General features: G+C 65.3%; 4 protein-coding genes and 1 pseudogene. 2 read left to right on the forward strand and 3 right to left on the reverse strand.

Features of this window, described 5'->3' with window-relative positions; genetic code table 11:
• Window positions 1-860: 860 nt before the first annotated feature.
• Window positions 861-1,538 (forward strand): annotated as a pseudogene (locus ACZ7L5_RS41995) (site-specific integrase); the annotation flags it as partial.
• 79 nt (window positions 1,539-1,617) lie between these two features.
• Here ACZ7L5_RS41995 and ACZ7L5_RS42000 read toward each other — a convergent pair.
• From ACZ7L5_RS42000 to ACZ7L5_RS42010, 3 genes are all read right to left on the reverse strand, one after another.
• The gene (locus ACZ7L5_RS42000; protein WP_467919327.1) at window positions 1,618-2,058 is read right to left on the reverse strand and encodes a hypothetical protein; all 441 of its coding nucleotides are present in this window, start codon (window positions 2,056-2,058) and stop codon (window positions 1,618-1,620) included.
• Between the two features lie 16 nt (window positions 2,059-2,074).
• Window positions 2,075-9,049, reverse strand: coding sequence for a polymorphic toxin-type HINT domain-containing protein (locus ACZ7L5_RS42005; RefSeq protein WP_471523988.1), 6,975 nt, complete (start codon window positions 9,047-9,049; stop codon window positions 2,075-2,077).
• A gap of 121 nt (window positions 9,050-9,170) precedes the next feature.
• Window positions 9,171-12,914 (reverse strand): LamG-like jellyroll fold domain-containing protein, encoded by a 3,744-nt coding sequence (locus tag ACZ7L5_RS42010; RefSeq protein WP_471523990.1) that lies wholly within the window; start codon window positions 12,912-12,914, stop codon window positions 9,171-9,173.
• Between the two features lie 941 nt (window positions 12,915-13,855).
• Between ACZ7L5_RS42010 and ACZ7L5_RS42015 the strand changes: the two genes are divergently transcribed.
• Window positions 13,856-14,383 carry a DUF6461 domain-containing protein gene (locus ACZ7L5_RS42015; RefSeq protein ID WP_471523992.1) on the forward strand — a complete coding sequence of 176 codons (528 nt, stop codon included), beginning with the start codon at window positions 13,856-13,858 and terminating at the stop codon, window positions 14,381-14,383.
• Window positions 14,384-14,567: the final 184 nt, after the last annotated feature.

Raw genomic sequence — 14,567 nt, forward strand, 5'->3', positions numbered from 1 at the left:
GGCAGGTCCCAGGGCACGCTGTTGAAGAACTGATGCCGAACTCCACCCCCGGTCCCGCTTCCAGCAGCGCTCCCGGCACTTCCCTACCGCGTCCCAAAGCGGACCGACCTGGCCGATGTCCATCGCTGTCCGGATGGATTAGAGGCTCCACCCTCCGCACACCAGCAGCGGCACAGGCACAACCGCGGTGGGCGGCCACGAGCGCTCGACCGGCAGATGTACCGCCAACGCAACTTCGTCGAGCGCTGCTTCAACCGGCTCGCGGGCTTTCGCGGCATCGCAACTCGATACGAAAAGACCGCCACCTCCTACGAAGCGGCGGTCACACTCGCGTCATTCCTGCTCTGGGCAAGATTCGTTTGAAGACGGACTCTAATAGATCTGACCTCACCTGCCTATGCGAAGAAACCTTTCTAGCCCTCGGAGAGGCGCCTGCATGTCTCTCCTATTTATCCCCGCCGCCTCCAGATGAATTAGGATCACAGCCGTCTCACGGCATTCAGGAAACAGACGCAAATATTCCTGAGTGCACGCATCCAACGAGTCGAAAGTATATTCCTCAATTTGACGGTCTGTCGGGCCAACTCCAGACGTTCCACCCGGCCCGGAGGGCGTCGCCAAGATGATTTCTGGCACGTCATCATCTAGGGAATTGAGCAAGACCTGAGCTGCCCCCGGCTCTGGTATGCCACCATATTGCTCGTGAGCCAAGGGCCACCACACCACCGCAGCATCACAACCAGGACGGGTTTCGGGCACAGAACCAACACGGAAATCCACGCCAGCGACTCCTGCCAATGCTGCCCGGCACACGCCGACAGTTGCCTTGGAAGTCGACGCAATTACAAATTTCACGGGCACCCCTCACCGCCGACGAAGCCCGCAAGTTCCTGGCCACCGCCAACGGCCACCGGTTGCAGTCACTGTTCGAACTCGCCCTGCACACCGGGCTCCGCAAGGGCGAACTCCTCGGCCTGCGCTGGGAAGACCTCGACCTCGCCGGCGGAACCGCAAACATCCGACGCACCCTCCAGCGCACCAACTCCGGCGGCCTGACCCCCCTCCCGACCAAAACCAAGAGCTCCGAACGACGCATCGCCCTGCCGACGCCGTGTCTACGCTCCCTCGAACAGCACCGCGACCGACAATTCCAGGAATGTGAGGCGGCGGGGGCGGGCTGGGAGGACAGCGGCTAGGTCTTCACCCGCCCCGACGGAGCCCCGATCGAAGGGTCCACTCTCACCCGGCACTTCAACACCCTGCTCCGCCAGGCCAGACTCCGCCGCATCCGGTTCCACGACCTCCGCCACTCAGCGGCCACCCTCCTACTGGAGCAAGGAGTGGAACTCATCGTGATCAAGGAGCTGTTGGGGCACGCCCACATCGGCGTCACCGCCACCGTCTACGCCCACGTCCGGCTCCGACTCCAACGCGACGCCATCGACCTCCTCGGCCACGCCCTCCGCAACCCCGCCGAGATCACCGGCAAGCCCGACGACGGCGACGAACCACCGCTCTGCGCGGCTCCCGTCCGCTGACGTTGCCGTCAACTACTGCCGTCAAGAGCCCCAGAGGCCCCGCCGGATTCAAGCATTCCCGGCGGGGCCTCTGGTTCGGTCAAACTGACAGCTCCTGCTGCGCCTCGGAATACGAATTGTCCGGGGCGAGCTCGGACATCTTCCTGAAGAAGCTCATTCCAGCCGCTTTGACGGCTTCCAGAAGATCCGCCGACGAAGCATTTGCCCTCTTAACTTCTTCGCCAATCTTGGCGGTCACCAAGACGCGAGACCCGGTGACCTGAAAAGAGAGCTTGATCGGCTGATCCGGGAAATACGTCTCCGCGTAACCCGACGACTGCACTTTCGTCACCATCTCGGCGATATAACACCAGAGTTGGTCGACGTAGTCCCACTCTTCAGTGCCGATGATTTCCAATCCATCAACGGACAGCCGAATGGCACCTTCAATGTAGTCAAGGTCGGGCGGTGGAGTTCGACAGGCTTCCACCTGCACAAACCCACCATCCACACCCTTCAGGAACGTCTCAATCTCAACCACGCCACAGGCCCTTCGATTATGGAGATTCCGGATAGAACTGGCCCACTCGACCTCTGTTCATGCCGAGCACGCAATCGACGCCGTTGACGTTGCCGCGAATCTGATACATTCCCTGACTGCCTCGCTGAACGAGCGTATCGCGGTTCTGTCGCATGACCTGCCCAATAGCGCCTTGGACGTCATCGACACTCATGCTCGAATCGAAGAAGGACTGCGTTTTCTTCACCGAGCCATCCCAATACTTCGGGTGATGACGAGTGAGGATGTGCTCCATTCCCTTCTTGTCCAGCAAGAAGGACTGATTCCCGAACTGGAACCGCTGACTACTCCAGTCCCGGAGAGCGGGAAGGCATCCTCCACTGTTATGAACCAGAACCGGCGTCTGCCCAGCGAGTACATAGTACGTATGCGGCCCCGCAACGCTCAGATTGTGGACTCGTGCCGTCTGTGTCCAGCGCAGGAGGGCTTCGATCTGGACGTGGGTACCGGCCGACGTGCGAAGCCACTGGCCGGGCTTGAGGTCGGTGGCGTGCACCCACTGGCTTAGGTCGACGACCCAGAAGGGATGCTCGTCCGTTGCGGTGACCGTCTGGTCGGTGCCCTGCTGGTCCGTGATGCTGAGCTTGACCAGGTTCTTGGAGCCCTCTCCGAGGATTTCGGCGGTCACCTTCTGTGGTGAGGTTCTGCCTGTTTCCGGGTCGGTCGCCAGGATCTCGTCGCCGACCCTCAGGTCCTCGATGTCCTTCGTCGTGCCGTCGGCCATGAGCACTTCGGTGCCCGGCAGGAAGCTGTTCTTGACGCAGGCGAGCGCTCGGGCGGCCTCGTTGTCGCCCTTCTTGATGAGCTTGGCCGCCTTGCCGAGCTTGCCTACGGGCAGCAGTCCGACGGCAGTCCATACGCAGCCACTGACGCTTCCCTTGGCGCAGCGGATGGCATCGCGTACGCCGATCAGCTCGAGGAAGTCGGGTCCGGGGCTGATCCAGCCGAGCTGGTGGACGGCGTCGCAGACATCGCCTGTCGGATTCGACATGCAATCGCTCTTGCCCCACCGAACCAGGAGCTGGCTGTACGTCTGGTTGCCGAATGGGTCGTACCCGATGTTGCGAAGGTTTTCCTCGCTGGGGATCTCCACGCCGGGGACGATCTCGAGCCGCTTCGAGCCGGCGCCCTTGCCGCTGCCGGAGCTGTTCCAGGGGTGGTCGATCTGGTAAGAGACGTTGCCGTCGCTGTCGTAGCAGTTGTAATGCGTGCAGCCAGGCCCGTTCTCCGGCTTCCAGACGCTGTCGGGGTTGTCCACGCTGCAGCCGTCGCAGAAGAGGCCCGTCGGGTCGGAGTGGGTTACGGGGCTGTTGTTCGCGTAGGCGTAGCCGTTGAGCGACAGCGCGTTGTTGGGGTCGAGGACGGGGTCGATGCTGATGAACTGGCCGAGGGAGGGGTCATATTCGCGGGCCCCTATGTGGGTCAGGCCCGTGGTGTCGTCAGCTGTCTTGCCGAGGAATGCCTTGTCGTCGGGCCAAGCAGACGGTTCGCTGCCGCGGGGTGCGCCGAAGGGGCTGAGGTAACGGCGGGTGGGGGCCTGAGCGGCGTCATCCTTGACGCTCAGGCTCATCGTGCCGTGCTGGTCGCCCGCCTGGAAGGAGAGGGTGTTCTTCCCTCCCTCGGTGGTGCGCACGGCACCGCCCGCGTAGTAACGGGTGCCCGAGAGGGACTTGTCCGCGCCGTTGTCGGAGACGGTGAGCCTGACCTCCGTGCTGCCGAGGTACAGGACCGTCTCGCCGTCGGTGGTGGCGGCGCGGCGGATCAGGAGTTCTCCGTCCGCGTCGTAGACGTACTGCGTCTTGGTGGCGGGCTTGGAATCAGCGGCGGGCTCGCTGGATTGCGCGAGTTTGCCCTCGCTGTTCCAGTTCAGCGTCTGGGTGGCCTGCGTGCCGGGGCGGCTGGTGGTGTTGCCGCTCTTGTCGTATGCGTAGGTGCTGGTGGTCGGCTTCGGGCTGCCCGGGACGGTCGTCTCGGTCTTGGTCAGCGGATGGGGCTGTCCGGATTCGGTGCCGTAGGTGTAGGTGACGGCGGTGTTTCCGGAAGCGCCGTGCTGGGTCTCGGTCTTGCGCTGGCCGGCGCTGTTGTACGTGTAGCTGGACCAGTACGGGGCGGCGCCGCCCAGGTTCGAGGTCGTGCGGCCGGAGGTGGAGCAGTCGGCCGTCTTCGGGGTCCAGGCTTCGGTGAGGCGGCGCTGTCCGTCGTAGGCGAAACACTGGTGGTCGGCCTGGGAGGTTCCTTGCCAAGTGGCGGCGTCGGAGATGGCGGTGACGTTGCCGGCGTCGTCGTACGTGTACCTGAGGTCCTGCAGCCGGTACGCGTGCGTCTCGGTCGTGACGTCCGACTCCTTCAGGCGGCGAGTTCCCTCCTCGTACTGGTTGGCGACGTACGTCTTCTTGCCGGCGGAGTCGCTGCCGAGGGTCTGCACCTCCAGCAGGCCGGTGGTCGTGTAGGTGGTGCCCAGCAGGTAACCGATGGCTCCCTTGGCGGTGTTGAGCATGCCGAGGGTGTTGTAGGTGTAGTCGATCTGTTCGTAGGGCTGAGAGCCGGTGGTGGGCAGGCCCGCGACGGCGGGCTCTCGGGTGTACTGGACCGTCCCGTCGACGTTGTAGGCCGTGGTGAAGTTCAGGGTCTGCGGCACGCCTGCGGCGACGAGCGCCTCATCGGCGGCCGCAGGCAGCTGGAGCTGCGTGGACAGGGGCTGGTAGAGGCTGTTGTACGCGGTGATTTTCTGGGTGTAGGCCTTGCCGGTGGTGCCGCCTATGTAGCGGGTGGCGGCGTCCAGGTAGCCCTTGCCGTTGGAAACCGAGTCGAAGGTCCAGGCGGCGAGCTTGTTGGCGTCGGTTCTGTCGGTCTGCCACAGGCCTGTCTTGCGGCCGAGTTCGTCGTAGCCGTGGAGCAGCTTTCTGTTCTCGGCGTCGGTGGTCGTGTCCCGCAGGTCCAGGCTGTTGTAGGTGTGCTTGGTGGTTCCGCTGTCGGGGTCGGTGACGGTGGTGCGGCGGCCCATGAGGTCGTAGCCATAGGACCACTTCTTGTCGTCCGGGCCGGTGATGGTCTTGCTCTGGCCAGCCGGGGTGTAGGTGAGGCTGGTGGTGGCCGGGGTGCCGGTCGCCGTGGGGTTGGGGTATTCGCGGCGTTCGGTGACCTGTCCGAGCAGGTTGCTCACCACGGTGACGGCGCTGCCGCCCGCGGGCGCGGTGGTGGTGACGGAGTCTCCGGTGTAGCCGGTCGTGGTGGTCCAGCGAGTGGTGGTCCCGGTCTTGGTGACCACCTTCGTCGGGCGTCCGGTGCCGTCGTAGCTGGTGTCGGTGTGCAGCGGGGCGGAGCCGCCCGCGGTGGCGACCAGCGTGCCTGAGGGGGCAGTGCTGTCCCACAGGTCGGTGTTGGTTTCCGCGGCCAGGCCGCGGTCGTCGTAGATGGTCTCGTTGACGATCCGGCCGCCGCGAGACGTGGGGGCCTGCGTCTGGCGCGGCCGCTGGAGCGCGTCGTAGATCTCGTAGCTGGTGTTGTACTGCGTCTTTCCGAGGACCGAAGTGGAGATCCACGAGGGGGCGGTGCTGGAGATGCTGTAGCCGAACTTGTAGTTGCCGCCCTGGTTCAGGGCCCTGGAGCGGTTTGCCAGCCACACCTCGGTCAGCCGGCCGAGGCTGTCATAGCTCTGTTCGGTGATCCTGTTGTTGGCGTCGGTGGTCTTCACGGGAAGTCCGCGGCCTGCGTCCATGCCCGTTGTGGCCTCGTGGCCCTTGGCGTTGGTGACTGCCATCCTCGTCAGCGGTCCGGCGGCAGCCGGCGTGTAAACGGTCTTGGTCGTGTGACCCGTGCTGTTGGAGACGGCGGTCGCGCGCCCGAGGTCGTCGTACGTGGTCTGGGTGACCTTCTGCCAGCTCGGGCTGTCAGAGGTGTCGTAGCCCTCGGCGCGGCCGATCCAGCGGACTTCGCCCTTGGTCGGTATCTGGTCCGCCGACCACGTCGTGGAGTCGTACGCGGTGGCGGTGTCGGCTATCACATCGCCGGGACGGGAGTTGTCGGTCGGCAGGTCCAGTTGGGCCGTCGCGACGCTGCACGCCTTGGCGGCGACCTGCTGCCGGGAGACGAGTGCGGTCAGTCCGGCCGTGGTGTTGCGGGCGTACCAGGTGCGGGTGCAGACCTCGTCGCCACTGGCCTCGGTGGCGGAGTCCTCCACCGTCACCGGCATGCCGTAGTCGTCGTACGTCGTCCTGGTGGTGCGTGTCTTGTCGGTGGACTCGGAGCCGGAAGTCACCCGGGTGCGGGCGTGGCTGGCTCCGGTGCGGACGTAGTAGGCCTCGATGTCGGCGTACGACTTGTGCTGGGTGGCGGTCTTCTTCGACCAGGGGTCGTCGATCTTCCCGGAGACTTCGTCGGCGCCGTCGTAGGTGACCTGCTCCCGGGTGAAGCCAGCGTACTGGTCGAGGTCGGTGATCGGGGCGGCCTTGATCCCGGAGACCTCGACGGTGCGCTTGGAGCCGTCCTTCTGCCTGTCGCCGTGCATGCCGCGCAGGTAGATGGTGACGTCCTTGGACTTCGGTCCGGTGTCGTCGCCGACGGTGTGGGTGACCTTGCCGTAGCCGCGCCAGACGGACCAGGTGCGCTCCTTCTGCGGCGTCATGGGGTCGTCGTTGTAGTGCCAGGCGCCGCCGCCGGAGTAGCCGTAGTGGTGGTTGACGGCCAGGGCGCCGCCATAGGCGGAGGTGGTGCGCACAGCGGAGACGGGGTACTTCTGGAACCAGTCGAGCTGGGGAACAGAACCGCCGTTGGGAGACCAGTAGACCGGGTAGCAGCTCTTGGTGTTGTTGTCCTCGGCCGGCTTGGTCATGCCGGCGGTGCACTCGGCGGGTTCGTAGTCGACGGTGGTCTGCTGGCCGGTCTCGGAGACGATGGTGGCAAGGCGAGGCTTGCCCAGCGGCAGGATGTTGTCTGCCGGGCCGTCGACCCGGTTGGTGAACATCTGATGGCTGAACTTCACGGCCGGAAGCGCGATGTCGGTACCACGGGTGCCGACGCGCTGGAGCTCGTCCAGCCAAAGCGACTGGTCCGAGGAGTCACCGACCTCACCGGGGTCGAGATAGCGGTGCTTGAGCCGGTAGGAGTCGACCTGCTCGAAGGCGGCAGTGGTGAGCTGGGTGTTCCAGAAGTAGGTGTTGACCTGTTCGAGCCGCTTGCGGGTGAAGAACGTGGGACTGGACTGGCCGGTGCAGGCGTCGCCATCCCTGCAGATGGCGTCGTAGGGCACGTCAGGCCAATTGGTGCGGTGCTCCTCGTTCAGCGTGGCGCAGGCGGATTCACCGGCCAGGCAGCGCTCGGCGACTTTGAGTTCGGCCTTGTGCGAGGCGGCTGGGGTGGCGGTGAACAGCTTGTCGGCGCGCTGTCCGTAGCGGACCTCCTTCAGATATCCGCCGCGGACGTATTCGGTGCCCGGGGTGTCGACGCCGTTCTTGGCGTAGTGGTTCATCTCCCGGGCGTACCAGTAGGTCATGGCGTTGCCGTGGGTGTCCTTGACCATGTCGAGGTTCCACCGCCACGCCTGGATGTCCCATCGGCCGGAGAAGCTGGTGCCACCGGCGTAGCCGGGCTCTCCCTCGTCGTCGCCGAAGACGGGCACGGTCCATACAGAGTTGGTGCGTTCGCCGGTCGGGGCGCCGGCCAGTTTGTGCAGGCCGAAGGTGTACGCGGTGCCGTCACCGGTCGTGACGCGCCAGTACTCGCCGCTGCTGTCGCCGTTACCGAGGCTGGTGTCGGTGAGGTGCTCGACCTTGGAGGCGTCGTCGTTCTTCAGCCGCCACTCGCCGGTGGTGTCGTCCTTGACCAGCTCGGTGGCCTTGCCGTTGAGCACGAGGGAGGCGTTGGTGTACTTCCAGCACAGGTCGTACTTGCCGCTCTGGCCATCGTCGTCACAGGAGTGGTACTTGCGCTCGATGTAGGAAGAGGTGAGGTCGAAGCCTTCACCGACCATGGAGGTCTGGTTGTTGGTGTTGGCGGTGCGACCGTCGACGCTGCCCGAGTCGTAGGAGATGGACAGATCCGGCTCCGGGCCGGCCGCCGGGGCGGGCGCGGTGAGCGGGTAGCTCCAGGAGAACGAGCCGGAGGAGCCGCCGGCCTGCCAGGTGGACGAGGCCGAGAGCGGGGTGGCCTTGTAATTGCCCAGTCCGGAGCTGGTGCCCGGGGCGAGGGCCAGGACGGTCGTCCCGCGCGCCTTCGCTGCCCCCTCCGCAGCAGGGCGGTCAGTCCTCGCGGAGGTGGTGGACCCAGGCCCGGGTACCGCGATGTCCCCGGCCACTCTGGCCGCACGGCGATTGTTGGTGGAGGCCAGTTCCTTCTGGACACGGCACTCACGCTTGCGGGGGGTGGTTAGGGCACAGGCCGGCAGTTGGACCAGGCGGAGGCGACCGGCGTAGTCCCCACCGCCGACACCGAACTTGCTGTAGTCCACGGCCAGTCGGGCGGTGCCCTTGTCCTCGCCAGTAGCGGCTATCAGCACACCGTCTACGCCTGCCGCCCTGGCCTTCTTACGGTCCAGGACTGTGACGGTTACCGCGTCGGCCGCCTTGGTGCGCTTGGCCTTGGGGGCCGCCACGGTCACCGGCAGCGACCCTGCTTTGCCGCGGGCGGTGCCAGTGTCTGGCACGTGCACAGTGATGGATCCAGGGTTGGGCCAGACAGGCTTGGCTGCTTGCTCGTCGCGGGCGCGTCGTGTGGCGGCCTTGTCGGCAGCTTCCGCCTTCTTCAACGCCGCTGCGCTCTTCTTGTCCGGCTGGGCTGTCAGCGGGCGAAGATCGGCCTCCCGGGGCGCGGGCAGCTCCATCCGGCCAAGTCCCTTGTCCTTGGCCTCGGCCTGGAGCTCGGTGGTCCCGAGCAGGCTCGGGACCATGGCGAGCGCCAGGATCGCAGCCGCCCGGCCCATCAAGCGTCGCCGCCAGGCTCGTTGTGCAGCCTTCATGGCCTACTTCCACCCATCGTCATCGTCCGACCCGCACCGGGGTGCACATCTGAATCCACGGCACTGTGCTTCTGCTGAGAGGGCGGCGAGCCGGTTTCGGCGGCCGCCCGTGGGAGTCCGGTCAAGTCATCGATTCACCGAGCACCCGCTCGCTGATCTGGCGGCTTTCCATCGCCCCGGTCCAGACCCGCAGTTGCTGTACGGCGCCGGGCAGGTACTGGCCGGGTGTGCCGTTGGTGTGACCGCGGCCGATGGCGAGCTCGCCGGTGCCCTGCTGTGGGTCGGCGAACTCGGGCTTGGTGGACTCGTCCGCTTGCTCGTCCGCGCCGACGAAGAGGTGGAGCTTGCCGAACAGGGTGGCGTCTCCATCGGTGATCGGCTCCGAGGCGTCATACACACCTGTGATGTGCACCATCTCGTCCAGCACTGCTGCTGACGTCGCCGACACGTGTGTCGTCGATACCTTCTTGCCTGCTGCGTCGACCCTGGTGCGTTCGAAGCGCCACAGGCACTCGGGCTTGCCGTCGCCGTCAGCGTCGTCGGCCAGCTTGACCAGCTGCAAGGCCCACGACGACTCGTCGCCATTCTTGTGCTTGGCGACGGTGACGGTGTATCCATCCGCCTTGCCGACCAGTTGAGCCGAGTCCACGCGAGCCAGGGCGCTGACGGTGAACGAGCCGGTCTCGTCGACTGCCGGACCGCTGCTCGACGCATAGCCTGTGGTGCCGTTCAACGTAAGCACCTGTGGGGCCTCGGCAAGCGTCGCGCCTCCGGCCAGGCCCATGCCGGCGGCGGGATACCCTGAGGTCTGCGCCAGCGTGCTGCCCGTCGAGGTGGCGGCGTCCCAATCAGCCATCAGCTCGGTGGCGGCGAGCTCGTTCTCCATCAGTTCGCCTTCGGAGCGGATCTCGGGCTCGGTCAACGGCCGCTGCCACACGGCCGTCTCGTCGAGCCGTCCGCGGAAGAACTCCCCGCCGGTACCGGCCTTGACCGAGCGGCCCCACTGCAGGCCGCCGATCGCGGACCAGGGCTGGTAGGTGGGTGCCACGCTCGCCAGGTTGACCGGCTCGCCCTGGGGCCGGCCGTTGACAAACAGCTGAATGGTGTCGTTGGTCGTATCGGTGTCCGGCAGACCGTCGTCGCCTTCGGTCTTGAAGACGCCCGTCAGATGTGTCCAGACCTTCAGCTGAGGCTTCTGCTCGGCGATGGAGCGGATGTAGACGGGGCTGCTCTTGTCCTGGTCGGTGCGGTTGAACACCCAGGCGTTGTAAGTGGTCGAGTAGTACAGGGAGAACGCGTTTGCGCTGCTGCCTGGCTGGGCCAGAAGCATCCTGTTGGCGGAGGCGTCGCTCAGATACGCCCACGTCGAGACGGTGAAGGAGTCGCTGGTGTTGATCGGGGCGGTGGACGTGGCGGCGTAGCCCTGCTGCTCGGTCGGGTCGGTGCTGTCGAGCCACAGTGACTGGTCAGCATCGCCGCGGCGTGCCAGCGCGGAGAAGCCGGTGCCGTCGGTGTACATCGTCGCGTTGTGCCGCAAGCTGCCTTCGACCGCGGTGTCCCGGGCGACCTTTTCCTGTGAGCCGGCGGGTTGATCGTCGAATCGCCAGCGACCGAGCGCGCCTTGTCCGGACGTCACCTTCAGTTTGACGTAGGCCCATTCGCCTGAGCCGCCGACGTCCCAGGCGCGGACATGGAGAGTTTGACGGCCGGCCACCAAGGGGGTGATCTGTTCATCGAGGTCGGCGCCAACCGCGAACTTGGTCTTGGCCATCCCGGGCAGGCGCCACTCGTACTTTACGACGTCGGTGTCGGCGGCGTTCGGCGCGAAGTGCAATGTGCCCTCAATGCCCGGACCGCCCTGGCCGGGGCAGTCCTCGGTGACGCACAGGTCGTAGATCCCGTCCGGCACGGCGGTGACCACGGGGGGTTGCGGTCGGTCGGCGTCGACCTTGAAGTAGCACCAGGGTGTGTACGAGGAGTACAGGTCCCCGGACTTGGATCCATAAGTCCAGTGCGATTGGGTGCGTACCTTGACCCGGTACAGCGTCTTGTCGGTTCGTGAGGAGACCTTCATCGTCTCCACATCGCCGTCGTGACCCCAGCTGCCCTTCGGCGGCTGGTAACCGCTCCAACTGCTCCCCCAGGTGCCGTCGGACCGTCGCTCCTCCATCACCCACTCGGCCTGAAGCAAGCCCTCGGAGTCGCCCGCGTGGTGCTCGACCTTGGTCTGTACGGCCGCCTGCATGAACGGCTCGGCCCGGGTCACGATGACAGGATTCGACGACGAGGTGGCGCACTGCACATCATCCGGGTCGCCGCCGGGGTTTCCCGGCCACAGGCCGTACCGGGTCGGCACTCCGGGCTGGTACGCAAAGTTCACCTGCAACTCGGCGTTGTCGTCGAAGCGCTTCCAGGCGGAGACGTCCGACTCGTCCTTCGCCTTCAGCATCAGCGTCAGGTTGTCGATCTTGCCGTCCGCAAAGTTCCGGACCGTGGACTTGAGGTTCTCGTCCGGCTCGTCGGGGTTGTCGTTGAACTCGATCCACGCGTTGGGCTGTTCCGGCGAGCATGCGGTGCCCCGGCCGGCCGAGACGTAGCGGTCGCCCAGCTGGTCCCAGCTGTTGTCCGACCTGGGCCCGCCCGGACCCGGCCACTTGCTGCCGGACGAGATCCCGTCCGTGCGCTCCAGGTCCACCCAGGCCGGGTTGCAGTCGAACGACCATGTCTCGTACGCCCGGAAGGTCGCGTCGAGCACGTACTTGCCGCGCAGGGCGCTGGCGGAGTTGAACTGGAAGTACATCCGATTCGTGTACCAGGGACCGGTGGTGCAGGCGCCCTGCGAATTGTAGCCGCACCGGCCGATGCCGTGTCCTGCGCCGTCGAACATCCAGTAGTCGTCGCCGTCGGAGGACAGCACCGTGCGGTAGGTGTGCCCGAGCCCGACTGCGGGATCGATGTAAACCGGATAGACCGTCTCGTCACCCTCCAGCACCTCGGTGTCTGGCACAACCGCAATGGTGTCCTCAGCGACCTCAACTGGCATAACCGCGGAGGCGTCTCCGTCGCCTGGGCCCGCGGCCGGGTCGGGCTCCTCTGCCCCGCGCACGGCCGTAGCGCCGGTCTGGTCACCGCCGTGAGCCGTAGGCGCGCCTCTCATCGGCTGCTCACCCGGGACTTGAGCCTCACCTGCGGAGTCCCACATCCGTCCCGGGGGTCCGGTGAAAACCTCCACCCCGTCGTCGTTCGCTGCTACCAGGCCGCCGTTCGTTGAGGACCTGACCTCCAGGCTGCCCTGGCTCTCAACGTGGAAGAGAACCCTGTCCAATGCGGGGCTGGCTGCTGCCTGCGGCGTTTTCACGACGAGGACTTCGCGATAGGACTCTGCGGTGGCGGTCAGGCGCAGATCAACGCCCGGAACAACCTCGCGATAGGTGGCCGTATCGCCTTCCAGCACCGGTTCGGGCAGCAGACGGTCCCATCCAAGGCTGAGCGCGTGGCCGTCGCCGTCCCCGATCCGGATCATGTCTGAACCTGTGCCCTTGCCGGAAAAGGAAAGGTCCACAACAGCGCTCTTCGGCGCGATGCGGCCGTCGGCTCGCTTCGCCAATGTGACGTCGACCGGCTTCCACGTCCCGTCGGGAGCTCGCACCCGCTGCGGGGTGGTGGACTGTGTCAGCTCGAAGCTGCCGTCAGGCTGGGCGAACACTTGGGAGTACTCAGTTCGCTCGAACAGCACCTCCACCGGCTCACTAGTCCGGACAGCGCGGCTGGATGCGGATGTGGCTTCCGCGGGAGCGACTTTTGACACCCGCTCGCCATTGGCTGTAGGTGCGGCGGCACCGGCTACCGCGGCGCCGGACGGCAACAGGCCGCCCGCGACCGCCAGCGTGACCGTTGTCAGGAACGTTCTGCCGACGCTGCAACGCCACATGGACACGCTCATCCCATGCCTCCCCCGACTCCACAAGCCCCACCCGGGAGTCACAAGATGATCAAAGCGACCGGTTCATGGCCGCATCGCACTACTACGCCCCACAGTGGTGTGGGGCGATACCTGTCGCGCCCGACGCCGATCGGAGTGAAATTACTCCGGCGTTTGTCGAATTCGCAAACGCTGATCGGTCGGTTGCTCTCTGCCGAACCTTGCTCCTTGGAACGGCACAGGCACAAGCCGATGGCGCATTGACGCCAATAGGTAATGCACCTGCAGCATCTGTCCGTATTCTTACAGGCAAACCACCTGATGGAACACTGGTTCCTGGTGACAGCGGCGTCGGAGTTGCTATCCGCCAGTGATTCGAACTGCACGTGTGACAAGAGAGAATGGGCACCCCCAACGCCAGCTCCTTCACCGGTGTCAGAGCCAGGTCATCAACAGGCGCTTCGACATGTAGCTGGGCTGGGCAACCAGGGTTGCGCCAGTTGGATGCTCGGATATCCTCGACACGCTGGAGGGTGACGATATCCCTCCCCATCAATCCTTCTGCACGACGTATTCGGCCAGGTCCTCGCCCCGCGAGCGACAGCAAGCTCGCAGAAACTGGCGAGTTCGCATGCGGAAGGGCTGTTCATGCAGGAGAGAACAGACGCCTCATCATATCGCCCATACCCGACGACCTGGTGCTCGCGTATAAGTCACGACTCGACCGGGGTCGAATGATTGTTAGTGCGGCCTGCAGGTGGCGAGTCTTGGGCTGGCCTGTTGCCCTCAGCCTCGCCAACAAACAGTCTGCGTCTCTGATGCAGAGGATCCGTGCGGGGGGAAGGCCTGGGAGGGTGTCAGTGGTGTGTGGCACGATCCACGGCATGACGAGTAAAGAGATAGGCCGCGGATTGAACTTGTTTCGAGAAGGGGATTTCCCCATCTACACGCTGACCTTCGCGCGGGACTTGTCCCCTGCAGAGCTACTCACCCGCATGAGGGTAGATCCGGAGACCTTGGCGCTTCGCGACGCCAAAGACCTGTCGGACGACTTGGGCGACGACCTTTTCGACGATGAAGAACCCGTCGTCACCAGCGGCATCGACGGGCCGTGGTCCTGGGCATGGGAAAAGGGCGGCGTGCACGGACTCGATGTGAGGATCTTGAGTATCGTCTCCGGGGAGACTGAGGCCGTCGTGCTTCACTACAACGATAAACCGATGCACTGGTTCAAGTACGCGGTCGGAGGCGACATCGTCGTCGACTTCCACACTCTCCAGACGATCGAACCGACCGGGCACGACCCTGCAAGACTTGATGACGTCATGAAGCCCCTTGGGCTTGTCCCTGGCCAGGTTGCGCCTTTTCACAGCGTCCTGGCACTGGTGGAGAACGCTTTGACATCCACCTGACGCAACCCGCCGAGGTTGACGACGAGCGGTGGAGTGGCAGACTGTTTCCCCTTCCGGACTGAGCTCCTCAGGCAATGACCCGCTTGTGAGGGTGTCTGGGTCCGGTTGCGCCGTGAGGGCGGCGGCGGTGCGGGCAGCAGGCGCGGCACGAAGTGCGGCGGAAGTCAGCAGCGAGACAGCGTTT

Source organism: Streptomyces sp. NPDC107528 (genome assembly GCF_055639295.1).

What these genes read in the sequence shown, in the direction of transcription:
- ACZ7L5_RS42005 (WP_471523988.1), bottom strand. Translation starts at nt 9,049, where the DNA reads ATGAAGGCTGCACAACGAGCCTGGCGGCGACGCTTGATGGGCCGGGCG.
- ACZ7L5_RS42015 (WP_471523992.1), top strand. Translation starts at nt 13,856, where the DNA reads ATGACGAGTAAAGAGATAGGCCGCGGATTGAACTTGTTTCGAGAAGGG.